Origin of the sequence: Acidocella sp. (genome assembly GCF_050253495.1) — a bacterium.
Lineage (GTDB): Bacteria > Pseudomonadota > Alphaproteobacteria > Acetobacterales > Acetobacteraceae > Acidocella.
Genome location: NZ_JBFWIX010000011.1, coordinates 76,798 through 99,494 on the forward strand (window position 1 = coordinate 76,798; position 22,697 = coordinate 99,494).

26 protein-coding genes are annotated in these 22,697 nt (G+C 59.9%); 23 read left to right on the plus strand and 3 right to left on the minus strand.

The window, feature by feature from the left end; all coding sequences use genetic code 11:
• Positions 1–53 precede the first annotated feature (53 nt).
• Positions 54–1,871, minus strand: a complete 1,818-nt coding sequence (gene glmS, locus AB7D48_RS10365; protein WP_427978554.1) for a glutamine--fructose-6-phosphate transaminase (isomerizing) — start codon at positions 1,869–1,871, stop codon at positions 54–56.
• A 94-nt stretch (positions 1,872–1,965) separates the two neighbouring features.
• On the opposite strand from glmS, the gene AB7D48_RS10370 reads away from it, so the two are divergent.
• The 9 genes from AB7D48_RS10370 (at position 1,966) to AB7D48_RS10410 (ending at position 8,919) form a co-directional block, all read left to right on the plus strand.
• The gene (locus tag AB7D48_RS10370) at positions 1,966–2,592 is read left to right on the plus strand and encodes an HAD-IA family hydrolase (RefSeq protein WP_427978557.1); all 627 of its coding nucleotides are present in this window, start codon (positions 1,966–1,968) and stop codon (positions 2,590–2,592) included.
• 176 nt (positions 2,593–2,768) lie between these two features.
• On the plus strand, positions 2,769–3,221 hold the full coding sequence (locus AB7D48_RS10375) for an RrF2 family transcriptional regulator (RefSeq protein ID WP_427978559.1): 453 nt from the start codon (positions 2,769–2,771) through the stop codon (positions 3,219–3,221).
• A 2-nt stretch (positions 3,222–3,223) separates the two neighbouring features.
• Positions 3,224–4,669 (plus strand): Fe-S cluster assembly protein SufB, encoded by a 1,446-nt coding sequence (gene sufB, locus AB7D48_RS10380; protein WP_427978562.1) that lies wholly within the window; start codon positions 3,224–3,226, stop codon positions 4,667–4,669.
• Positions 4,669–5,412, plus strand: a complete 744-nt coding sequence (gene sufC / locus AB7D48_RS10385) for a Fe-S cluster assembly ATPase SufC (RefSeq protein ID WP_427978565.1) — start codon at positions 4,669–4,671, stop codon at positions 5,410–5,412. The genes sufB and sufC overlap by 1 nt, the downstream gene beginning before the upstream one ends.
• A 1-nt stretch (position 5,413) precedes the next feature.
• Positions 5,414–6,514: a Fe-S cluster assembly protein SufD gene (gene sufD, locus AB7D48_RS10390; protein WP_427978567.1), complete on the plus strand. Its 1,101-nt coding sequence runs from the start codon at positions 5,414–5,416 to the stop codon at positions 6,512–6,514.
• Entirely contained in the window at positions 6,511–7,749 is a 1,239-nt protein-coding gene (locus AB7D48_RS10395; RefSeq protein ID WP_427978570.1) for a cysteine desulfurase, read from the plus strand. Before sufD ends, AB7D48_RS10395 begins: the two co-directional genes overlap by 4 nt.
• Positions 7,746–8,171, plus strand: coding sequence for a Fe-S cluster assembly sulfur transfer protein SufU (gene sufU, locus AB7D48_RS10400; protein WP_427978573.1), 426 nt, complete (start codon positions 7,746–7,748; stop codon positions 8,169–8,171). Before AB7D48_RS10395 ends, sufU begins: the two co-directional genes overlap by 4 nt.
• Complete coding sequence (locus AB7D48_RS10405) at positions 8,164–8,541, plus strand: SUF system Fe-S cluster assembly protein (protein ID WP_427978576.1); 378 nt, start codon at positions 8,164–8,166, stop codon at positions 8,539–8,541. The genes sufU and AB7D48_RS10405 overlap by 8 nt, the downstream gene beginning before the upstream one ends.
• A 9-nt stretch (positions 8,542–8,550) precedes the next feature.
• On the plus strand, positions 8,551–8,919 hold the full coding sequence (locus tag AB7D48_RS10410) for a HesB/IscA family protein (protein WP_427978578.1): 369 nt from the start codon (positions 8,551–8,553) through the stop codon (positions 8,917–8,919).
• Between the two features lie 178 nt (positions 8,920–9,097).
• On the opposite strand, the gene AB7D48_RS10415 is transcribed toward AB7D48_RS10410, so the two are convergent.
• Together AB7D48_RS10415 and AB7D48_RS10420 are read right to left on the minus strand one after the other, a co-directional pair.
• Entirely contained in the window at positions 9,098–9,874 is a 777-nt protein-coding gene (locus tag AB7D48_RS10415; protein WP_427978581.1) for an exodeoxyribonuclease III, read from the minus strand.
• Entirely contained in the window at positions 9,867–10,208 is a 342-nt protein-coding gene (locus tag AB7D48_RS10420; RefSeq protein WP_427978584.1) for a HesB/IscA family protein, read from the minus strand. The genes AB7D48_RS10415 and AB7D48_RS10420 overlap by 8 nt, the downstream gene beginning before the upstream one ends.
• A 117-nt stretch (positions 10,209–10,325) precedes the next feature.
• Here AB7D48_RS10420 and AB7D48_RS10425 point away from each other — a divergent pair, with 117 nt between their 5' ends.
• The 14 genes from AB7D48_RS10425 to AB7D48_RS10490 all read left to right on the plus strand — a co-directional run bounded on the left by AB7D48_RS10425 (position 10,326) and on the right by AB7D48_RS10490 (position 22,634).
• Positions 10,326–11,468, plus strand: a complete 1,143-nt coding sequence (locus tag AB7D48_RS10425) for a deoxyguanosinetriphosphate triphosphohydrolase (RefSeq protein ID WP_427978586.1) — start codon at positions 10,326–10,328, stop codon at positions 11,466–11,468.
• A gap of 8 nt (positions 11,469–11,476) precedes the next feature.
• Complete coding sequence (gene argS / locus AB7D48_RS10430) at positions 11,477–13,216, plus strand: arginine--tRNA ligase (RefSeq protein ID WP_427978589.1); 1,740 nt, start codon at positions 11,477–11,479, stop codon at positions 13,214–13,216.
• A 3-nt stretch (positions 13,217–13,219) separates the two neighbouring features.
• Positions 13,220–13,984, plus strand: a complete 765-nt coding sequence (locus AB7D48_RS10435) for an SPOR domain-containing protein (RefSeq protein ID WP_427978592.1) — start codon at positions 13,220–13,222, stop codon at positions 13,982–13,984.
• A 17-nt stretch (positions 13,985–14,001) separates the two neighbouring features.
• The gene (locus AB7D48_RS10440; RefSeq protein WP_427978652.1) at positions 14,002–14,829 is read left to right on the plus strand and encodes a glycoside hydrolase family 3 N-terminal domain-containing protein; all 828 of its coding nucleotides are present in this window, start codon (positions 14,002–14,004) and stop codon (positions 14,827–14,829) included.
• Positions 14,826–15,533 carry a site-2 protease family protein gene (locus AB7D48_RS10445; protein WP_427978594.1) on the plus strand — a complete coding sequence of 236 codons (708 nt, stop codon included), beginning with the start codon at positions 14,826–14,828 and terminating at the stop codon, positions 15,531–15,533. Before AB7D48_RS10440 ends, AB7D48_RS10445 begins: the two co-directional genes overlap by 4 nt.
• Positions 15,517–16,272 (plus strand): segregation and condensation protein A, encoded by a 756-nt coding sequence (locus AB7D48_RS10450; protein ID WP_427978597.1) that lies wholly within the window; start codon positions 15,517–15,519, stop codon positions 16,270–16,272. The genes AB7D48_RS10445 and AB7D48_RS10450 overlap by 17 nt, the downstream gene beginning before the upstream one ends.
• Positions 16,265–16,852 (plus strand): SMC-Scp complex subunit ScpB, encoded by a 588-nt coding sequence (scpB, locus tag AB7D48_RS10455; protein WP_427978600.1) that lies wholly within the window; start codon positions 16,265–16,267, stop codon positions 16,850–16,852. Before AB7D48_RS10450 ends, scpB begins: the two co-directional genes overlap by 8 nt.
• A complete protein-coding gene (locus AB7D48_RS10460) occupies positions 16,849–17,520 on the plus strand; it encodes a gamma-glutamylcyclotransferase (RefSeq protein ID WP_427978603.1) in 672 nt (223 codons plus the stop codon). Before scpB ends, AB7D48_RS10460 begins: the two co-directional genes overlap by 4 nt.
• A 23-nt stretch (positions 17,521–17,543) precedes the next feature.
• Positions 17,544–17,984 (plus strand): Sec-independent protein translocase protein TatB, encoded by a 441-nt coding sequence (gene tatB, locus AB7D48_RS10465; RefSeq protein ID WP_427978605.1) that lies wholly within the window; start codon positions 17,544–17,546, stop codon positions 17,982–17,984.
• Positions 17,985–17,987: 3 nt separating this feature from the next.
• Positions 17,988–18,812 (plus strand): twin-arginine translocase subunit TatC, encoded by an 825-nt coding sequence (gene tatC, locus AB7D48_RS10470; protein WP_427978607.1) that lies wholly within the window; start codon positions 17,988–17,990, stop codon positions 18,810–18,812.
• Positions 18,805–20,076 (plus strand): serine--tRNA ligase, encoded by a 1,272-nt coding sequence (serS, locus tag AB7D48_RS10475; RefSeq protein WP_427978610.1) that lies wholly within the window; start codon positions 18,805–18,807, stop codon positions 20,074–20,076. The genes tatC and serS overlap by 8 nt, the downstream gene beginning before the upstream one ends.
• Positions 20,077–20,152: 76 nt before the next feature.
• Positions 20,153–20,977, plus strand: coding sequence for a 2,3,4,5-tetrahydropyridine-2,6-dicarboxylate N-succinyltransferase (gene dapD, locus AB7D48_RS10480; RefSeq protein WP_427978613.1), 825 nt, complete (start codon positions 20,153–20,155; stop codon positions 20,975–20,977).
• Positions 20,974–22,071 carry a succinyl-diaminopimelate desuccinylase gene (dapE, locus tag AB7D48_RS10485; RefSeq protein WP_427978616.1) on the plus strand — a complete coding sequence of 366 codons (1,098 nt, stop codon included), beginning with the start codon at positions 20,974–20,976 and terminating at the stop codon, positions 22,069–22,071. Before dapD ends, dapE begins: the two co-directional genes overlap by 4 nt.
• A complete protein-coding gene (locus tag AB7D48_RS10490; protein WP_427978618.1) occupies positions 22,068–22,634 on the plus strand; it encodes a hypothetical protein in 567 nt (188 codons plus the stop codon). Before dapE ends, AB7D48_RS10490 begins: the two co-directional genes overlap by 4 nt.
• Positions 22,635–22,697: the final 63 nt, after the last annotated feature.

The window sequence follows — 22,697 nt, forward strand, 5'->3', positions numbered from 1 at the left end:
CAAAACAGCCAGCGAAAAATTATTGCGACTTCAAAATAAATAAGGACGATCTTCTATTCCACGGTGACAGATTTCGCTAGGTTGCGTGGTTGGTCCACATCCGTGCCTTTCATCACGGCGACATGATAAGCGAGCATTTGCACTGGAATGGCGTGCAGAATGGGAGCGGCGAACGGGTCGATGGCCGGCAGCAGGATCGTTTCGGTGGTTATGGGAGCCAGTTTCGAGGCGCCCTCATCGTCGGAAAATACGATGATCTGTCCGCCGCGCGCCGCTGCTTCCTGTAGGTTTGAAGCGGTTTTCTCGAAGAGCGGTCCCGAGGGGCAGATGGCGATCACCGGTACGGATTTGTCGATCAGCGCGATTGGCCCGTGCTTCATTTCACCCGCCGCGTATCCCTCGGCATGGATGTAGGAAATTTCCTTCAGCTTCAGGGCCCCCTCCAGCGCGATCGGAAAACAGGCGCCCCGGCCCAGATAAAGCACGTCCCGTGCCTCGGCGATCCGCGCCGCCAGCCGCCGGATAGGCGCATCGTTGGCCAGAACTTCCGCCGCCTTGGCGGGAATTTCCAGCAGGGAAGAGGCCAGGCGCGTGATTTCATCGATGCGTTTGGTGTCCTTGGCCCGCGCCAGCGCCAGCGCGAACACGGCCAGCACGGTCAGCTGCGCGGTAAAGGCCTTGGTGCTGGCCACGCCGATTTCAGGCCCGGCGATGGTCTCCAGGATTGCATCGCTTTCACGAGCCATGGTGCTTTCCGGCACGTTCAACACCGAGAGGATCTTTTGATTTTCCGCTTTCATGTAACGCAAGGCGGCTAGCGTGTCGGCCGTCTCGCCGCTTTGGCTCACCAACAGCCCCAGTCCGCCATCATCCATCGGTGGGCTGCGATAGCGGAACTCGCTCGCCACGTCGGCTTCCACCGGCACGCGGGCCAGGTTTTCCAGCCAGAATTTGGCTGTCAGTCCGGCATAGAAGGCCGAGCCGCAGGCGCTCATGGTGATGCGTTTGATGTCCGCCAGATCGAAGGGCAGGGAGGGAAGGCGCGGTGTTTCCCCCTCCAGCATGCGGTGCAGGACATCGCCGATCACCACCGGATGCTCATGCAGCTCCTTCTCCATGAAATGCCGGAAATTGCCCTTGCCGATGGCCGCGCCGGTCAGCGCTGTCAGCTTTTTCTGACGCAATACCACGGCCCCGGTGCTGTCATGGAAAATTGCTCCCTTGGCGGTCACCACCACCCAGTCGCCATCTTCCAGATAGGCGATCTCGCGGGTCAGGGGTGCCAGAGCCAGCGCGTCGGAGCCGAGATACATCTCCTCCGCGCCAAACCCCACGGCCAAGGGCGCGCCGCGTTGAGCGCCGATGATCAAATCTTGATGCCCGGCGAAGATCAGGGCCAGGGCATAGGCCCCCTCCAGCCGGGCGAAGGCCCGCGCCGCCGCCGCGACCGGTTCCAAGCCTTGCTGCAGCAGATAATCGACCAGAATGGCCACCACCTCGGTGTCTGTCTCGGTGGAAAAGCTTTGCCCCTTGGCTTCCAGTTCGGCGCGGAGGGCGGCATGATTCTCGATGATGCCGTTATGCACGACCGCCACGCGAGACGTGGCGTGCGGGTGGGCGTTGCTTACTGTCGGCGCGCCATGGGTGGCCCAGCGCGTATGGCCAATGCCGGTGGAGCCGGACAATGGCTCCGCCGCCAGCACGGTGGCCAGGTTTTTCAGCTTGCCCTCGGCCCGGCGGCGGTCGATATGGCCATTCACCAACGTGGCGATGCCCGCGGAATCATAGCCCCTGTATTCCAGGCGTTGCAGTCCCCCCAGCAGCAGCGGTGCCGCGTCTGAGTGACCCACGACACCTACGATTCCGCACATCTGATTCGACCCTCCATTGACCCTTCTTGCGGTAGCCCCCGCGCCCGCTCTGTGTCAAAGGACAGGAGATTCAAATTATTTGGCGGAGTGTTTCATGCGTGCGGTGATCTTCGATTTGGATGGTACGCTGATCGACGCCGCGCCGGACATTGCCTTGAAGCTCAACCAGGTGCTGTCCGAGGCGGGGCTGGAGGCGTTGAGCCTGGCGCAGGTGCGGGACATGATCGGCGATGGCGCCAAGGTGCTGGTGGAGCGGGCCTTCGCCGCCAGGGGGCTTGTTCCAGCCTCTGAGCAGCATGCGCGCTTCATGGCGCTATATGCGGAAAACCCGGTGATCACGACAGTTGTTTATGACGGCATTCCGGCCGTTCTGACGGCACTGAAGGCACAGGGGCGGCCTTTGGCCATCTGCACCAACAAGCCGATGTGCGCGACGAAGGAAGTGCTGGCGGCTCTTGATCTTACACGTTATTTCGATGCGGTGGTGGGAGGGGATTCCACCCCTTATCGCAAACCTGACTCACGTCATCTGGCTGCCGCCCTGGCGGCGCTGGAAGCGACGGATGCGATCATGGTCGGCGATCACGCCAATGACATGAACGCCGCCGCCGGGCTGGGTTTGCCCGCCATTTTCTGTGCCTGGGGTTATGGGCAGGGGCAGGGCGAAGCCCGAGCGGAAACACCGGGGGAGTTGCCTGAGATTATTGCGCGATTGGGATAGTCGTTCGCTAGGTTCGGGCAAGGCCGTTCTTTCCGGGTCTGAGCAACAAACTTGTTGCGATGCCGTGCGTATGGGGTATGAATCTTCCGTCTCGGCATAGCCAAACTGCTTGACGATTTGTCCCCGATGGCCCAATTGAGAAACAGGACCGTTAAGGTCCTTTTAATGGGGTCGATATGCTGAAACTTTCACGCCTGACCGATTATGCGGTGGCCGCGCTGGTCCGCCTGAGTATGGCGGACGGCGTTGAAACCTCGCCTGGGATAGCGGCGGGCACCGGCGTGCCGGAACCTACGGTGGCCAAGGTACTGAAGGTTTTGGCGGGGCATGGTCTGGTGATCTCCACGCGTGGCGCGCGTGGGGGGTACAGGCTGGGCAAGCCCCTGGCTGAGATCGCCGTTGCCGAGGTGATCGTGGCCATTGACGGCCCGATCGCCCTGACCTCATGCGTGGAGGGGGCGGGCACGACCTGCGGGAGCCAGTCTCTCTGCCCCGTCGCGGGGCGGTGGGATCCGGTTAACGAAGCTATCCGCGATGCGCTTTTGCATATTTCCCTGGCCGATATGGCGGCGGCGTCCGTGCCGCGCGCCTTGCGAATTCCGGCTCCGAAGATCAACGAGGTTGCCTGACCATGTCCACCACCACAGATTCCACAATTCAGGAATTGGCGGCCCAAAAGTATAAATATGGGTTTACCACCGATATTGAGATGGAGGCGTTTCCGAAGGGGCTTTCCACGGATATCGTGCGTCTCATTTCCGCAAAGAAAGGTGAGCCGGATTGGTTGCTTGAATGGCGGTTGAAGGCTTATGGCGCATGGTTGCAGATGGAGGAGCCGCATTGGGCGCGCATCAATCATCCACCGATCGACTACCAGAATTTGTATTATTACGCGGCTCCCGCCAAGGCGCCGCCCAAATCCTTGGACGAGGTGGACCCGGAGCTTCTGAAAACTTATGAGAAACTTGGGATTCCGTTGAATGAGCGCGCAGCCCTGGCGGGTGTGGCCGTGGACGCGGTGTTCGATTCCGTCTCCGTCGCCACGACATTCAGGGAAACCTTGTCCAAGGCCGGTGTCATTTTCTGCTCCATTTCCGAGGCGGTGAAGGAGCATCCCGAGCTGGTGCGCCAGTATCTGGGGTCCGTGGTGCCGGCTGGGGATAATTATTTTTCAGCGCTCAATTCAGCCGTGTTTTCCGATGGCAGCTTTGTCTTTATTCCCAAGGGCGTGAAGTGCCCGATGGAGCTGTCTACCTATTTTCGCATCAATGCCCGCAATACCGGCCAGTTTGAGCGCACGCTGATCGTGGCTGAGGAGGGGGCGTCGGTCTCCTATCTGGAGGGTTGCACCGCGCCGATGCGCGATGAAAACCAGCTGCATGCCGCCGTGGTCGAGCTGGTGGCGCTGGACAGCGCGAAAATCAAATATTCGACCGTGCAAAACTGGTATCCGGGTGACGCCGAAGGCAAGGGTGGCATTTATAATTTTGTCACCAAGCGTGGTGCTTGCCGGGGCAAGCATTCCAAGATCTCGTGGACGCAGGTGGAAACCGGCTCCTCGGTCACTTGGAAATATCCTTCCTGTATTTTGCAGGGGGAGGGCTCGGTGGGGGAGTTTTACTCCGTTGCCGTGACCAATAATTTCCAGCAGGCCGATACGGGCACCAAGATGATTCATATTGGCAAGAACACCACCAGCACGATTATTTCCAAGGGGATTTCCGCTGGCCACTCGGACAATACTTATCGCGGGCAGGTGAAGATCATGCCAGGTGCCGCTGGCGCGCGGAATTTCACCCAATGCGACAGCTTGCTGATCGGCGATCAGTGCGGCGCGCACACGGTGCCTTATATTGAAAACCGTAATGCCTCGGCCAAGGTTGAGCATGAGGCAACCACCAGCACGATTGCTGAGGACCAGCTGTTTTATTGCCGTTCGCGTGGTCTTTCAGAAGAGGATGCGGTGGGGTTGATCGTCAATGGCTTCTGCAAGGATGTGCTGAAGGAGTTGCCGATGGAATTCGCCGTTGAGGCACAAAAATTATTGGCTGTTTCCCTGGAAGGTTCGGTGGGCTGATGCTTGAGATCAAGAATTTGCATGCGCGGATCGGCGATGCGGAAATCCTGAAGGGTGTGACGCTCACGGTTCCCGATGGCGAGGTTCATGCCATCATGGGGCCGAACGGCGCCGGTAAATCCACTCTGTCTTATGTGCTCTCCGGCCGGGATGGCTATGAGGTGACGCAAGGCGAGGCGCTTTTCAACGGTGCGAACATCTTGGAGATGGAGCCTGAGGATCGCGCCGCCGCGGGGTTGTTCCTGGCCTTCCAGTATCCGGTGGAGTTGCCCGGCGTGGGCAATGCGAATTTCCTGCGCACCGCGCTGAACGCCATCCGCAAGAAGCGCGGCGAGAATGAGCTGGATGCCGTGGCGTTCCTGAAGCTCGCGCGGGCCGCCGTGAAACAGCTCAAGATGAAGGAAGATTTCCTCAAGCGTAACGTCAATGTCGGTTTTTCCGGCGGTGAGAAGAAACGCAATGAGATGCTGCAAATGGCGTTGCTGAAACCCGGCCTTGCCATTCTGGACGAGACGGATTCAGGCTTGGATATCGATGCGTTGAAGATCGTCGCGGAGGGGGTGAACGCCCTGCGCGACGGGCAATTCTCCGCCCTGGTTATCACCCATTACCAGCGCCTGCTGGACCATATCGTGCCGGACGTGGTGCATGTTCTGGCAAATGGTCGGATCGTGCGCTCTGGTCCCGCCTCCCTGGCGCTGGAGCTGGAAGCCAGCGGTTATACCGGCTTGGAAGCCGCCTGAGATGACGGCACTGCCCACCCGTAAGCAGGAGGCATGGCGTTATACTGATTTGCGTCCGCTCTCCGCCATCAGCTTTGCTGCTCCCCCCGCGGTTTCGGCCATGCCCGAATTGCCGGATTTGCCCTTTCCACGTTTTGTGTTTCTCAACGGTACACTGAACACGTCGCTTTCAAGCGATTTTGCCTCTGCCAAGCCGTTTGTGCCGGTGCCGGCATCGGGCACGCAGCCAATGGCGTTGATTAATGCCGAGCACGCCAAGGATGGCATCAATCTCGATATTGCGGCCGGGCGGAATGCCGGGGAATTATTGCTGGTTTCCCAGGCCAGCGGCGCCATGCCTTTCGCCTTTCATCCACGCCATACCATCAGGCTGGGGCAGGGAGCCAGGCTCACGCTGATCGAGATCGACAAGGGCGATGCCGTTTACTGGCAGAACGCGGTGTTTGACATCAAATTGGCGCAAGGGGCGGTGTTTCAGCATTTCCGCTTGCAGCAGGAGAGTCTGGAAGCCTTCAACACCACCTTTATTCATGCTGAAATCGCGGAAGATGCCTCTTATGAGCATTTCACCCTGACGCTTGGCGCCAGCCTCTCCCGCACGGAGATCGAAGCCGATCTCCTGGGCCGGAATGCATTGGCGCATCTGAATGCCGCGCAGCTTTTGGGGGGGGCTCAGCATGGCGATTTCACGACCATTATCCGGCACAAGGCGCCTGATTGCCCATCGCGCCAGACTGTGAAATCCGTGCTCGCGGGCATGGCGCATGGGGTGTTTCAGGGTAAGATCGAGGTAGATCGGATCGCACAGAAGACCGATGGCTATCAGATGAGCCAGGCGCTTTTGCTCTCGCCCGAGGCGGAGATGGATATTAAGCCCGAGCTGCAGATTTTCGCGGACGACGTCAAATGCTCTCATGGCGCGACAATTGGCGCCTTGGATGAGGAGCAGGTGTTTTATCTGCGCTCGCGCGGTATTCCCGAGGCCGAGGCGCGGCAGCTTCTGATCCGCGCGTTTCTTGAGGAAGCGCTGGAGCCGGTGACGCACGATGCCTCGAAGAATCTGTTTGAGGAAGCTTTGGAAAGCTGGTGGAGCAAACAATGAGCACAACGCTGCTGCCTTTGGATATTCAAGCCATCCGCCAGGATTTTCCCATTCTGGCGCAGAAAATTTATGGCAAGCCCTTCGTGTTTTTGGATTCTGGCGCCTCGGCGCAGAAGCCCAGGCAAGTGATCGAGGCCATGCGCTTCGTGATGGAGGAGCAATATGCCAATGTCCATCGCGGCCTGCATTATATGTCCGAGAAAACCTCGGATGCTTATGAGGTCGTGCGCGACAAGGTGGCGGAACTCCTCAACGCCTCATCGCGCGATGAGATCGTTTTTACCCGCAACGCGACAGAGAGCATCAACCTAGTCGCTTATAGCTGGGGACGCTCGGCGTTGAAGCCTGGCGATGTGGTGGCGGTTTCCGGGATGGAGCATCATGCCAATCTCGTGCCCTGGCAGATGCTGCGGGATTCCCACGGCACGGAGTTGCGCATTGTCGGCATCACCGATGCGGGTGAACTGGATTGGGAATCGCTTGAGAACGTGTTTGCCGATGGCAAGGTAAAGCTGCTGTCCATCACGCATATGTCCAACGTGTTGGGCTCCTACACGCCAGCCGAGCGTTTGGCCAAATTCGCGCATGAGCGGGGGGCTAAAATCCTGCTGGATGGTTCGCAGGCCATCGTCCACCGCGCCGTGGACGTGCAAAATATCGACGCGGATTTCTATGTGTTCTCCGGTCACAAGCTCTATGGTCCCACCGGGATCGGTGTGCTGTATGCCAAGCGTGAAATTCTTGACGCGATGCCCCCTTTCATGGGGGGCGGCGACATGATCGCCAGCGTCTCCTACGAAAAATCCAGCTGGGCCAAGCCGCCCCATCGGTTCGAGGCGGGTACTCCGGCCATTATCGAAACAATAGGCTTGGGGGCGGCCATCGATTATGTCCGCGCCATTGGGTTCGAGGCCATCGCGGCGCATGAGCAGCACCTCACCGAGCATGCGCTGGCCACGCTCAGCCAGATCGAAGGGTTGCGTGTTCTGGGGCACGCGCAGGATCGCGGCGGCGTGATCTCCTTCGTGATGAAGGATGCCCATGCGCACGACATCGCCACGCTGCTCGACCGGCAGGGGATTGCCGTGCGTGCTGGGCAGCATTGCGCGGAGCCGCTGATGGGCCGGCTTGGTGTTTCCAGCACTGCCCGTGCCACCTTTGGCCTCTATACCTTGCCTGAGGAGATTGACGCGCTGGCCACCGGCCTTGAAAGGGTACGGAAGATTTTCGCATGAGCGAGGCGCTTTACCAGTCCATAGTGCTTGAACGTAGCCGCAATCCACGCCTCGCGGGCCGCCCGGATGTGTTCGAGACCGAGGGGCAGGGTGAAAACCGCATCTGTGGGGACAGGGTTGGTATTTTCCTCGCTGGCGACAGGCTGCGCCATGAGGCGCAAGGTTGCGCCATTCTCGCCGCTAGCGCGGACCTGATGTGCCAGGCCGCCAGCGGCAAAACGGCCGATGAGATCGCCATATTGAACGATAAGTTCGAGTGTCTTGTGAAAACCGGCCAGGAAAACCCGGAACTTGGAGAGTTGAATGCACTTGCGGGCATTGCGCAATATCCTTCCAGGCTTCGCTGCGCGACGCTTCCCTGGAGTGCTCTCCGGGACGCCCTTGCAAAAGCCGTCCTCGCTGGAGGTACCGCCAATGGCTGATTTGAAACCCGAACCGGACCAGATGCAGCCGGTTACAAGTTGGACCCCGGATGGAGAGACCGCGCCCCGTGTGTCGGAGGAAGCCGTCATTGGGGCTATTTCAACGGTGTATGACCCGGAAATTCCGGTGAATATCTATGAGCTCGGCCTGATCTACGCGGTTGAATTGTCTGACAATGGCGATGTGAAGGTCGAGATGACGCTGACCGCCCCAGGTTGCCCCTCCGCCCAGGAACTGCCGGAGATGGTCAAGAACGCCATCGCGCAGATCGATGGGGTTGGCGACATCAATGTAGAAACCGTCTGGGACCCGCCATGGGACCAGAGCCGCATGAGCGAGGAAGCCCGCCTCATGCTCAACATGTTTTGAGGTGATGAGATGGAAGTAACCCAAACCCCCGCGGCCAGGAAGCGTGAACTCCCGCCGCTTATGACCCTCACGGAGGCTGCCGCGATGCGTCTGCGTAAGCTCTATGGCGGTGCGGAGCAAGGCAAGCTTCTGCGTATCTCCGTTGGCACCAAGGGGTGTTCCGGCATGTCTTACGAGATGAACTGGGTGGAGGAACCCAGCGCGTCCGACGAGATCGTGAAATCCCATGATCTTACCGTTCTGGTGGATCGCAAGGCGACCTTGTTCCTGATCGGCACGGTGATGGATTACAAGGAAGACAAGCTTACCCGCGGCTTTACCTTTGAGAACCCGAACGAGAAAGGCCGCTGCGGCTGTGGCGAGAGTTTCCACGTTTAAGTTTTAAGGCGGCGTCTCAACGGCACGATCAAATCGCTTGAATTGATTGGAAGTTTTTGGGTTTTGTGTGCCGTTATTGGCACAGAGGCGCCTGTTTTTGTCGAAAAGATCTATCCCTCAAAGTTCTTGATTATTTTGACAAGAGGTCTCTGAAACCGAACTCAATCTCAGAATGCGTTTATTCCTCCAGCATCACCGATACGGGCACATGATCCGAAGGCTGTGTTTTCGCCCGTTCGTCCTTATGGATGTTCACTGAAGCCAGCTGCTCCGCAAGTCGGGGGGAGAGCAGCGCATGATCGATGCGCAGGCCGATATTCCGGTCCCACGCCCCGCCCTGATAATCCCAGAAGGTATAGAGTGTCTCGCGTGGATGCAGGGCCCGCACGGCTTCCGTCAATCCGGTATGGAGCAGGGCGTGAAAGGCGGCCCGCGTCTCCGGGCGGATCAGCGCATCGTTCACGGAAAGTGCCCGGGGGGCGAAATCGGCATCCGTCGGGCAGACATTATAATCTCCGGCCAGGATGAAATCCTCATCCGCCTCGATCAGTCCCGCCGCGTGCGCGCGCAGGGCCTCCATCCAATGCAGCTTGTACTGATACCCGGCCTCGCCACCGGAATTGCCATTGGGCAGATACAACCCGCCAATGCGCATGCCCTTTACCCGTATTTCAACGAAGCGCGCATGGGCATCTTCCTCGTTCATCCCGGGCAAGCGCCTATGCGTTACCTCCACCCCGCCTTTATGCAGGATGGCCACGCCATTATAGGATTTTTGTCCCACGATCTCGGCTTCGTAGCCCAGCGTTGAGAACGCCATGGCCGGGAATTGATGTGCCTCGCACTTGATTTCCTGCAGCAGCAGGAAATCCGGCTGCTCGCGCGCCAGAAAATCCGCCACATGCGTCTCACGCGTGCGGACGGAGTTCACATTCCAGGTCGTGATCTTAATCAATGGAGAATGACGTGCCACAGCCACAGGAGGAGGTGGCATTCGGGTTTTGCACCAGAAAATGCGCTCCCATCAGGCTATCCTTGAAATCCAGTTCGGCTCCGCCCAGAAAATCCAGGCTGACCGGATCCACATAAACAACCGCCCCGTCACGCTCCAGCACCAGATCATCCGCGGTTTTTGAGGATGTCAGGTCGAATTTATATTGCAGGCCGGAACAGCCCCCGGCCAACACTTCCACCCGAAGCGCCTTGGCTGAAGGCTCGCTGGCCAAAATTTCAGCCACTCTGGCGGCAGCCGAGGAAGAAATGGAAAAAGGGGCAATCGCGTCGCTCATGCATCATATATAGCGTGTCGTGGTTCAGGTGGTAAGGCCAAGGTGATTTTTGGATTCACGAGACTTGCTTCACCCTGAAGGTTGAACCCAGGGCGATCGCACTCTAAAGCCCTGCCCATGATGAAAGCCCCCTATGCCGTGCAGGAAGAGGAAACGCGCGGGCGTGTCCATGATCAGGTGAGGTCGGACGAGCGCAGCCCTTACCAGCGCGACCGCGACCGCGTGGTGCACAGCTCCGCCTTCCGCAAGCTGCAATATAAAACCCAGGTCTTCATCAACCGCGAGGGCGATTTCTATCGTACAAGGCTCACACACAGCCTGGAAGTCGCGCAGATCGCCCGTGCCATGGCCCGTGCCTTGGCCTTCGATGAAGATCTGACCGAATGCCTGGCCCTGGCGCATGATCTCGGCCATCCACCCTTCGGCCATGCCGGGGAAAGGGGGCTGGACGAAGCGCTGAAGGCGTTTGGCGGCTTCGATCATAACGACCAGAGTTTTCGTGTGGTTACCCGGCTGGAGCAGCGTTATGCCGCTTTCGATGGCCTCAACCTCACCTGGGAAAGCCTGGAAGGGCTGGCCAAACATAATGGCCCGCTGAAGAATCCTCCCCCCACCATTTCCGAGTTCGACGCGGAGCTGTCCCTCGATCTGTTCCGCCAGACCTCCGGCGAGGCGCAAATCGCCGCTTTCGCCGACGACATCGCCTATAATACCCATGATCTGGACGATGGGTTGCGCGCGGGGTTGTTCGGCTTCGAGGATATTATGTCCTTGCCGGTCATCGGCGATTTGTTCCGCGAGGCAAAGGCTCTGACCGACAAGCCGCATCGCATCCGGGCTGAGTTGAGCCGCCGTGTCATCAACTGTTTGGTGCATGACGCCCTGGCTGAAAGCGGACGGCGCATCCAGGCTCTGGCGCCGCGCTCCTGTGAGGATATACGTGCCGCCGCTGATTCGATTATTGCCTTTTCCGAGGAAATACGGGTGGTGAATATTGAGCTGAAACGGTTTCTGATGGCGCGTATGTATCGCCATTGGAAGCTCAACAGGATGAACCATAAATGCATGAACGTCACCCGCACGCTGGGTTCGCTGCTGCTGCGCCGCCCCGATCTGCTGCCCGATGATTGGCGTGAGCGCGCGGGCAAGGGGGAAACCCCGCAAGCCGCCGCCACGGTGCGCGATTATGTGGCGGGCATGACCGACCGTTATGCCTTGGATGAGTTTTCCCGTTTGACGGACCCTTCCGTCCCCGCTTGAGAGACAAGATGCAAGACGAAAATCTGTTCGCCGCGCTGCGTGGCGAGGTTCTGACCGCCCTGGAGGCCCTGACCCCAGGCTTGGCCCCAGAGATTCTGGCCCGTGTGGAAGTGACTCCCACCAAAGATTCCGCCCATGGGGACATGGCGACCAACGCCGCCATGATCGCCGCCAAGCCAGCAGGCAAGGCCCCGCGTGAGCTTGCCGCCGGGCTGGTGGCAAGGCTGTCCGGTCATCCCGGCATCGTCGCGGCGGAGGCGGCGGGACCGGGCTTCGTCAACCTCACCCTCTCGCCCGCTTTGCTGCTGGCCCAGCTTCAGGTGATCCTGAACGCGGGAGAAGATTACGGCCAAGGTGCCGCGCGCGGACGTAAGATCAATGTCGAATATGTCTCGGCCAATCCCACCGGTCCGCTGCATGTGGGCCATTGCCGGGGGGCGGTGGTGGGCGATGCGCTGGCCAACCTGCTGACCAAGGCAGGTTATGACGTTACCAAGGAATATTATATCAACGATGCGGGGGCCCAGGTTCTGGCGCTCGCCCGTTCGGTCTATGTCCGTTACCTTGAAGCCCTGAGGCTCTCGCCGGAAGCTTATATCGAGACCGTGCCTGGCGGCATGCAGTATGGCGGGGCTTATCTCATTCCCATCGGCGAAGCTTTGGCCGAAAAATACGGCGATGAGTATGCCGAAACTCCGGAAGCCAACTGGCTGGACGTTTTCCGGAACTTCGCGGTTTCCCGCATGATGGACATGATCCGCGACGATCTCGCGGCCCTGGGCGTTCGGCATGACATATTTTCCTCCGAGCGCGCCCTGGTCGAGGCTGGCGGCGTGGAACGCGGTCTGCAAAGCCTGCGCGACCAGGGGCTGATTTATCGGGGGATCTTGGAACCACCCAAGGGCAAGACGCCAGAGGATTGGGAGCCTCGCGAACAGGAATTGTTCCGCGCGTCTGATTTTGGCGACGACGTGGACCGGCCCATTGCCAAGTCGGATGGGTCCTATACCTATTTCGCCAATGACGCGGCTTATCACGCGGATAAGGTTTCGCGCGGTTTCCTGGAGATGATCGATGTCTGGGGCGCTGACCATGGCGGGTATGTGAAGCGCATGCAGGCCGCCGTGAAAGCGTTGGCCGGGGGCAAGAAGGCCAGGCTGGATGTCGTGCTTTGCCAGATCGTGAAGGTGATGAAGGATGGCGAGCCGGTCAAAATGTCCAAGCGCGCCGGCACTTTCGTGGAGTTGCGGGATCTGATCGACGAGGTCGGGCCGGATGCCGTGAGATTTTTGATGCTGATGCGCAAATCCGACGCGCAGATGGATTTCGATCTCAACGCGGCCCTGGCGCAGACCCGTGAGAACCCGGTCTTCTATGTGCAATATGCGCATGCGCGCTGCCGCTCTGTGCTGCGTGCCGCGCCGGTGCCCGCGGCGGATGTGGATTTTTCTTCCCTCACGGCCCCCGAGGAAATGGCGATGATCCGCCGCCTGATCACTTGGCCGCGTTTGGTGGAGCAGGCCGCCGAGGCGCGGGAGCCACACCGCGTGGCGTTTTTCCTCCACGACCTGGCTTCGGACTTCCATGCCCTCTGGAATGCCGGGCGGGATAATGCGGCGCTACGCTTTCTGCGCGAGGACAAGCCGGAGGAAACCAGGGCGCGCGTCGGGCTTGTGGCGGCCACCGCCATCGTGCTTCGCTCTGGCCTCGCCGTGCTGGGCGTCAACCCGGTTGAGGAAATGAGGTAAGGCTTGCAGGAGGAAGACGACGATTTCCTGTATCGTCCGCACCGCGCCAAGGGGCAGCGGCTGGATCCGGCGATCCAGAGGATGGCCCTTGCCGCGGGCGGCGTATCGCTCGTCGTTATCCTGATCGCCTGGGCATGGAGCGGGATCCATCCTTATACATTTGGTCCGCCGCGAGTCGTTGAACCGCCCGCCACGCCCTTGCGTGTGGTGCCGGCGAATCCTGGTGGTCTGGTGGTTCCTGGTGCCAATATTCCCATCATGTCTGGCGAAATGAGCGATGATGCCACACCGCGCCTCGCCCCGGCTGGGCAGGCGCCGGATATCGCGGCGCTGGATCAGGCGGCGGGGCTGGCCGCATCGGCTGCGCCAACGGCGGGGGCAGGCATGACCGGGGGGACGGCCTCGCCGGAACAGACCGAGCGTGCCGTGTCCTCCGCCACGGATGAACCACAAAAGGTCACGCCAGCAGCCTCGCAGGTGCCGCGCCCAGGCTCCACCGCTTCCAGCGCCGCACAGGCTGAAGGCATGAGCACGGTGCAACTCGCCGCCACCAGCACAGAGGACGGGGTGTTGGCAATCTGGGTTAAATTGCAGCAGAAATTTCCGGATCTGATGAAAGACCGCCAGCCTGAAATCATTCCGGCCATTGTCAATGGACGTAGTGTCTGGCGCTTGCGTATTGGCGGTTTTGTCTCGGCCGGTGCCGCGAAATCCTTTTGCGACCAGCTCACATCCAAGGGCGCGGATTGCACCGTGGCGGCATTTTGAAACCGGTGATCCTTGGAGTGGCCGGTCCTCGGCTGACGGATGATGAACGCGCTTTGTTCCGCGAGCATGGGCCGCGCGGGGTGATTTTATTCGCGCGAAATATCGAGACTAAATCTCAACTCATTGCTCTTAATGCAGAATTAAAAGCAATTCTTCCGTCAGAGGCGGTGCTGATGGTCGACCAGGAGGGGGGACGCGTCGCCCGGTTGAAACCGCCGCATTGGCCGGCTTTGCCCCCGGCAGGCACCTTGCGCGATGCGCGGGCGGCTTTCGCCCATGGGGTGGCTTTGGGGCGGATGGTGCGGGAAGCGGGCTTTACCTGCACCGCCGCCCCGGTTCTGGACCTGCGGGTGCCAGGTGCTTCGGAAGTGGTGGGGGATCGTGGCATTGCCGGTGATGCCAGCACGGTGGCGCGTCTGGGGGGAGAGATTGCCCGTGGAATCATGGCCGAGGGAGTGCTTCCCGTGATGAAGCATTTACCCGGCCATGGCCGGGCGTTGGTGGATTCCCATGTCAGCCTGCCACATGTGCCGGAGCTGACGGAGGATGATTTGCTGCCTTTCATCGCCAATAACAGCCTGCCTTGGGCGATGACGGCGCATGTCGTTTATGAGCAATACGATCCTGTCAATCCAGGCACTTTATCGGAACTCATCATACGCGACGTCATTCGCGGACGGATCGGCTTCAAGGGGGTTCTGGTCTCGGACGATCTCGCCATGGGCGCGCTTAGCGGTACGCCGGTTGAGCGAGTTTCTCGCGCTCTGGCGGCGGGGTGCGATATCGCGCTTTATTGCCCTGGCGATTTTGAAGGCAACCGGGCCGTGCTGGAGATGTGCGCATGACGCATTTCCTGATGATCCTCCTGGCCTTGGCGATCGCCATTATTTTGCATGAGTTGGCGCATGGCGCGGTTGCCTACTGGCTGGGGGATTACACCGCGCGCTGGGCCGGGCGGCTCAGCTTAAATCCGGTCAAGCATATCGATAAAACCGGCAGCATCATTGTGCCGTTGGTGTTGGCGGTGGGGCAGATTCTCACGCTGGGGCGGATCGCGTTTCTCTATGGCTGGGCAAAGCCTGTTCCGGTCAATCCCGTTAATTTGCGGATTGGACATTACCGCGACGCCCGCAGATTGATGGCGCTGGTCGCCTTGGCGGGGCCGGTCATGAATTTTGTCCTGGCTCTGGTGGGGGGCTTTGCAATCCATGCGGCGGAGGCCCTGCAATCGCTTCCTTTGCTGGATTTTCTGATTTATTTCATTCAGATCAATCTGGTGCTTGGGTTGTTTAATCTAATTCCCCTGCCGCCGATGGATGGCGGGCGCATTGCCGTGGGACTATTGCCCTTGCCCTTGGCCATTCGATTGGCCCAGGCGGAAAAAATCGGCATCGTGGCGGTGCTGCTGGTGTTATTTGTGTTGCCCGTGGCGTTGGGGGAATTTGGCATTAGATTCGACCCGTTCGGTGAGGCGATGGGGCTGGTGTTGCCGGCGGCCGAGCGCGTGGTGCTGAATTTGACGGGGAACGGCCTTGGAATCGGCGGCTGAAGCACTCGTCCTGAAGCTGGAGGGCTTTGAAGGTCCCTTGGACCTGCTGCTGGAGCTGGCCCGGAGCCAGAAGGTAGACCTCGCCAAAATCTCCATTCTGCAACTTGTCGAGCAATTTCTGGCTGTGATCGAGGGCGCGCGGCGCGTACGCCTTGAGCTGGCGGCGGATTGGCTGGTGATGGCCGCCTGGTTGACCTGGCTGAAATCGCGTTTGCTGGTGCCGCAGATCGGCGAGCCGGAAGACGCCGAAATCGCCGCCGAAATTCTACAGGCCAGGCTCATGGATTTACAGGCCATGCGCGAGGCGGCGAAATGGCTGGGCGCGCGTCCGCAATTGGGTTGGGATGTGTTCGAACGCGGGATCGCGGAGGATTTGACCGAGACGGACCGGTCCAAGTTGAAGCTGGATATGGCCGGGTTGCTTTCCGCTTATCTGGCGGCACGGCGCCGCGCCGGAGGCAAGCAACGCTACCGGCCCCGGCCAATGGTTTATTTTTCTGTCCAGGATGCATTGCAGCGCGTGGGCAGATTGCTGGGGTCTCTGCCGGACTGGGCGAGCCTGGAGCAATTTTTGCCAGAGGGGCTGGAGGATGGCATTCCACGCCGGGCGGCTATTTCTTCAACCCTCATCGCGGGGCTGGAAATGGCGAAGCATGGGCAGCTAGATTTAAAACAGGACGAGAAATTCGGGCCGATTCTGATGCGGCAGAGGAAGGAGGGCGGAGGGTTCGATGGTTGAGGACTTTACCCCGGCGATGCGTCTGGCCGAAGCGGCGATTTTCGCCGCCACACAGCCGGTGACAGCACGTGTCCTGGCCAACTTGCTGCCCGAGGATGCGGATGTTGATGCGGTCATGGCCGCGTTGAGCAGCGCCTATGCCGAACGTGGTGTGAATATCGTCATGACTGGAGGGGGCTGGCAATTCCGCACCGCGCCCGACCTTGCCGCCATCCTGCGTAAGGTGGTGGAACTGCCGCGCCGTTTGCCGCGCGTGGCGATGGAAAGCTTGGCCATCATCGCCTATCACCAGCCTGTCACGCGCACCGAGATCGAGGAAATCCGAGGTGCCGCGTTATCTCAGGCCACGTTGGACCTGCTTCTTGAAAACGGACTGGTGACGCCAAAGGGGCGTAAGGAGACGCCGGGTCGTCCGACATTATGGGGCACGACGCCAGCATTTCTGGCGCAGTTCGGGCTCAATGATCTGCGCGAATTGCCCAAACGAGAGGAGCTGCTGATCGATCCAAATGGCCCGGTGCTGGCGCCTTCGCCAATGGAACAGGGGTCGCCAACGCCGGAGGAGAACGCACCAGGATGAGCCAGCTGCGCATAACCCGTGAGACGCTGCTGGATGGCACGATGCGCGCCCGCCAGCGTGAATATGCGAAGACCCACCCGGATATGCGCTGGCGCAGCGATGCCGAAATGGCGGAGTTGTTCGAAAAGATTTTGGTCGATCATCCAGCCGGACAAGATCTCTGGGTGTTTGGTTACGGATCGCTGATCTGGAATCCCGCTTTCGACTATGAGGAGAGCAGTTGTGCGCTGTTGCGCGGCTGGCATCGCCGTTTTTGCCTGAAAATGCATATTGGGCGCGGCACGCCGGAAACACCGGGGCTGATGCTGGCGCTGGATAAGGGGGGGGCCTGCCGTGGGGTCGCCTTCCGCATAGAGGCGGAAAAAATCCGGCAGGAATTGGGGCTGGTCTGGCAGCGTGAAATGTATGGCGGCGCTTATAATGCCCGCTGGGTTGGCTTGGAGGCCGCAGGGCGGCGTCTGCGCGCGGTCACTTTTGTCATTAACCCTACCCATCCGCGCTATATCAGGGAGCTTTCCGTCGAACAGACGGCGGCACTGATTGCCACCGGGCATGGAGATCTCGGCAGCTGCCGGGAGTATTTCGACAATACGGTGGCGCATCTGCAAGGGCTGGGGGTGAAGGACGCGGCGCTGATGCGTATCGCCGCGTCTTTGCCATCCGCGTAAGGGCCTGCTAGCAAGCCTGGGCGATGTTTGGATTGTCATGGGGTGAAATCGGGCTGATCATGGCGGTGGCGCTGATTGCCATTGGGCCAAAGGATCTGCCTGTCGCTATCCGTACCGTCACGGGGCTGATCAAGAAGGCCCGGGGCATGGCCGCTGAGTTTCAGGGGCATGTCGATGAGATGATGCGCGAGGCGAATCTCTCCGACGTCAAGGGGGAGATCGACAAGCTGCGGCGTTTCGATTTCCGCGCCGCCGCCGAGAAAAATTTGGACCCGGACGGCACGCTGCGCGCCGCCGTGAAGGATGTGAATGACAGTGTCACCCAGGTGGAAACCCCATATAAGCCGCCATCCCCCGTCGAGGAACCGCCGCCCGATGCTCCGGCCGTGATTCCACCCGATGCGGCGCGAAGGGCGCCAGTTCCCGCCTTTATTCCGCCAGGCACCAGACGCTGGGGTTTTTAAGACATGACCGCCGATGAGGATGAAATCAACGACAAGGAAATGCCGTTGCTGGAGCATCTGGCGGAGTTGCGCCGCCGGTTGATCTGGTCCGCCGCCGCATTCCTCATTTGTTTTCTGGTTTGCTACCATTTTGCCCCGCAAATTTATGAGTTTCTGGCGGCGCCGTTGGCGCACGCGCTGGAAGCCAGGGGCGAAAAACCAGAGCTGATTTATACCGCGCTCTATGAGGCGTTTTTCACCTATGTGAAGGTGGCGGTATTCGCGGCGGCTTTTGCTTCTTTTCCCGTGGTGGCCACACAGATATGGCTGTTTGTGGCGCCGGGGCTCTATAAGCGTGAAAAACACGCTTTGCTCCCATTTCTGATCGCCACGCCGATTCTCTTTTTCGCGGGTGGGGCGCTGGCCTATTACGTGTTTTTTCCGGTGGCGTGGAAGTTTTTCCTCTCTTTCCAGCAGAGCGCGGGCGGAGTGGATATTTCCCTGTTGGCCCGTGTGTCGGATTATCTGAACATCGTGATGAAGCTGATTTTTGCCTTTGGGATCAGTTTCGAGCTGCCGGTATTGATCACCTTGCTGGGTAAGGTGGGGATTGTCTCTCACGCGGCGCTGAAGAAATACCGACGCTATGCCTATGTGGGCTGTTTTGTGCTGGCCGCGGTGATGGCGCCGCCGGATGTACCGAGCCAGTGCATCATGGCTGGGTTGTTGGTCTTTCTGTTCGAGATTTCATTGTTCCTCGTGCGGATAGTCGAGCCTAAGCGTGAGGAAGAGGCCGAAGAGACCGCCGAAAGCGAAACAGAGCAAGAAAAAGACCCTGAAAATGCATGACATCAAGACGATCCGTGAGGATGCCGCCGCTTTCGACAAGGGGCTGGCCCGCCGGGGAATCCTGCCGCTTTCCGGTGAGATTCTCGAGTTGGACGAGCAGCGCCGCACGGCTTTAGCCAAGCAGCAGGAATTGCAGGCGCAGCGGAATGCACTGTCCAAGAAGATCGGCGAGGCCAAGCGCAATAAACAGGATAGCTCTGCCCTGGAAGCCGAAGGGGCGCGGGTTCGCGCTGAAATCGAGGCGTTGGACGCCGAAGGACCGCGGCTGGATGGGCTGCTGCGCGACATGTTGGCGAAAATTCCCAACTTGCTCGATACCGCGGTGCCCGATGGCAAGGATGAGACGGCAAACAAGCAGGAGAAGCTCTGGGGTACGCCCCGTGAATTTGCCGTTCCGCCCAAGCCGCATTTTGAATTGGGCGAGACGCTGGGATTGATGGATTTTGCCGGGGCCGCCAAGCTGGCTGGGGCCCGTTTCACGGTCCTTAAAGGCGCGCTTGCCCGGCTGGAGCGTGCCCTTGGCCAGTTCATGCTGGATACTCACACGGGAGAATTCGGCTATTCCGAGGCGGTGGTGCCGTTGCTGGTGAACGATGCCACCATGTTTGGCACCGGTCAGTTGCCGAAATTCGCGGAGGATTTGTTCGCCACGACCGATGGCCGCTGGTTGATTCCCACGGCCGAGGTGCCTCTGACCAACTTGGCCGCGGGGGAGATTTTGTCAGCGGCGAAATTGCCGCTGCGCATGACCGCGCTGTCTTATTGTTTCCGCTCGGAGGCGGGCTCGGCTGGGCGCGATGTGCGCGGCATGCTGCGCCAGCACCAGTTCAGCAAGGTGGAGCTGGTGAGCATCACCTTGCCCGAGCAAAGCTGGGACGAGCATGAGCGCATGACCCGTGCCGCCGAGACGATTCTGGAGCGGCTCGGCCTGCCGTACCGGCGCATGTTGCTTTGTGCGGGAGATACGGGATTCTCTTCGGCCAAGACATATGATCTTGAGGTCTGGATGCCGGGGCAGGGCACGTACCGGGAGATTTCCTCCTGTTCCAACACGCTCGCGTTTCAGGCCAGACGGATGAATGCCCGCTACCGGGTGGGCGATGGCAAACCGGATTTCGTGCATACGCTGAATGGCTCCGGGCTGGCGGTGGGGCGAGCACTCATCGCGGTGATGGAAAATTATCAGAACGAGGATGGTTCCATCGCGGTGCCGGAAGTGCTGCGTCCTTATATGGGCGGGATGGAGAGTATTACCGCCGCTTGACTAGGAATTGGCGGTTTCGTTGACAGGGCGGCGGACCCTTTGCATGGTCCGCCGCATATTTTTGGGGAAAGACTGAATGAGCACCGATTTGAAAGCCACGATCGAAGCTGCCTGGGACAACCGGGCCAATATCTCCCCCGCGACCCAGGGTGGAGAGCGTGTGGCGATCGAGGCGGCACTGGAATTGCTGGATTCGGGCAAGGCCCGCGTGGCGGAGCCGGGCGCGGATGGATGGGTGGTCAATCAATGGTTGAAGCAGGCGGTGCTGCTGTCCTTCCGGTTGTATCCGAATGTGCTGCAAGGGGGCGCTGGCGGCGCGCCGGTTTACGATAAGGTGGGCATGAAATTCACGGGGTGGGATGAGGCGCGTTTCGCCGCCGCCGCCATGCGTGCCGTGCCAGGGGCCGTGGTCCGCCGTTCCGCTTATATTGCGCCAGGCGTGGTGCTGATGCCGAGCTTTACCAATGTCGGTGCCTATGTGGGTGAGAACACGATGATCGATACTTGGGCCACTGTTGGCTCCTGTGCGCAGATCGGCAAGAACTGCCATATTTCAGGCGGTGTCGGTATTGGCGGCGTATTGGAGCCATTGCAGGCAAATCCGGTCATCATCGAAGATGACTGCTTCATTGGCGCGCGTTCCGAAGTGGCGGAAGGGGTGCTCGTGGGGCAGGGGGCCGTGCTGTCCATGGGGGTGTTTCTGGGGGCTTCCACCAAGATCGTGGACCGTGAGACCGGCGAAATCTGTTATGGGAAGGTGCCACCTTATTCCGTGCTGGTGCCGGGCACACTGCCGGGCAAGACACCGGACTCGCCAAGCCTGGCCTGCGCGGTGATCGTCAAGCGCGTGGATGCGCAAACGCGTTCCAAGACCTCCATCAACGAGCTGCTACGCGCGTGATCGCGGCACCGGCCCTGCTGCGCGATTTGTTGCGCTGCCCTTCCGTGACGCCGGAAGATGCCGGGGCGCAGGCGGTGCTGACCAATGCGTTGGAAGGGCTGGGATTCGAGGTAACCAGGTTGCGATTCGGCGAGATCGAGAATTTTTTCGCCGAACGCAAGGGGCCGGGCCGGCATCTCTGCTTCGCGGGGCATACGGATGTGGTGCCGCCCGGCGAGGGATGGTCTCACGCTCCTTTCTCAGGCGAAGAGCGCGATGGCGTGCTTTATGGGCGCGGAGCGGTGGATATGAAGGGGGGGATTGCCGCTTTCGTGGCCGCGGCCGCGAGGGCTGAAGGGCATATTTCGCTGCTGATCACCGGCGATGAGGAAGGCGAGGCGGTGGATGGGACCGTGCGTGTGCTGGACTGGATGCAAGCATGGCATAAAATCCCGGATTTTTGCGTCGTTGGCGAGCCGACCAGCAAGGCGAGGTTGGGCGATGTGGTGAAAGTGGGGCGCCGGGGCAGCCTGAATGCCACCATGACCATGCCCGGCCGGCAAGGCCATGTGGCCTATCCGCATTTGGCGGAAAATGCCGTGCATAAACTTGTCCCCGTTCTGGCGGAGTTGATTAGGCGAAAGCTGGATGAGGGATCGGCGTTTTTTGAACCGTCTTCATTGCAGATCACGTCCGTTGATGTTGGAAATCCAACGAGCAATGTGATTCCTGGCCAGGCGGTGGCGAAGCTGAATATACGCTTCAATGACCTGCATAGTGGCGCCTCATTGACCGCTTGGTTGAAGGATGTTTTGGCGAGGCATGCGGCGGATGCGACCTTGCAGGTGAAGATCTCCGGCGAATCTTTCCTGACCCAGCCAGGTGAGGGGACTGATGCGCTGATCCACGCCATTGAGACCGTCACCGGCCAAGCGCCCAAGCGCGACACGGGCGGTGGAACCTCCGATGCGCGCTTTATCGCCCGTTATTGTCCAGTGGCTGAGTTCGGGTTGGTGGGGGCGAGCATGCATAAGGTGGACGAAGCCGTGCCGGTGGCGCAATTGGAGAAATTGACTGATATTTACGAAGCATTGATCCGGGAATTTTGCGGATGATCTTGCAGGGACTGTTCAGGCTGGGACGGGGCGACGCCAAGGGGATCGGTGAGTTTTCAGGTACGCCGGAGGCGTTTTCCGCCTCCTTGGCGCCACTGATCGCCTTTCCGCTCGTCGGGGCGTTGATTACCGCGGTCGGCGGCGACTGGAAGGCCGCGCTCATCGCTTTATTATCCCGCGTTTGCGCCGTGCTGGCGCTGCCGGTGGTCACTTACGAATTTGCCCGGCTTTACGGGAAGCCGCACCTCTGGTTGCGTACCGCCACGGCGCTCAATTGGTGTTTCTGGCTGGTGCTGCCTGCGATTCTCGTGGCGGCGTTTTTGGGGTCCGTTCTGGTGCAGGCTGGGTTTCTGCTCGGCCGAGCGGAAATGTTGGTTCTGGGATTGATAGGGCTCTATCTGCTCTGGAATCGCTGGTTTGTATTCAAGGCTGGATTGGAACTGAATATCTGGCGCGCTTTGTTGATGCTGGCGGCCAGCCTCGCGGTGACCGGGTTCTTCGCCATGTTGCCATGGCTCGCCGGACTGCCCCTGCCGGGGGTGGATATGACCTCGCTGCCATAATTGCAGATTACTCCAGGTTACGATTTGTCATGCCGTTGTCCATGTTGACGCGGGGACAAAAAG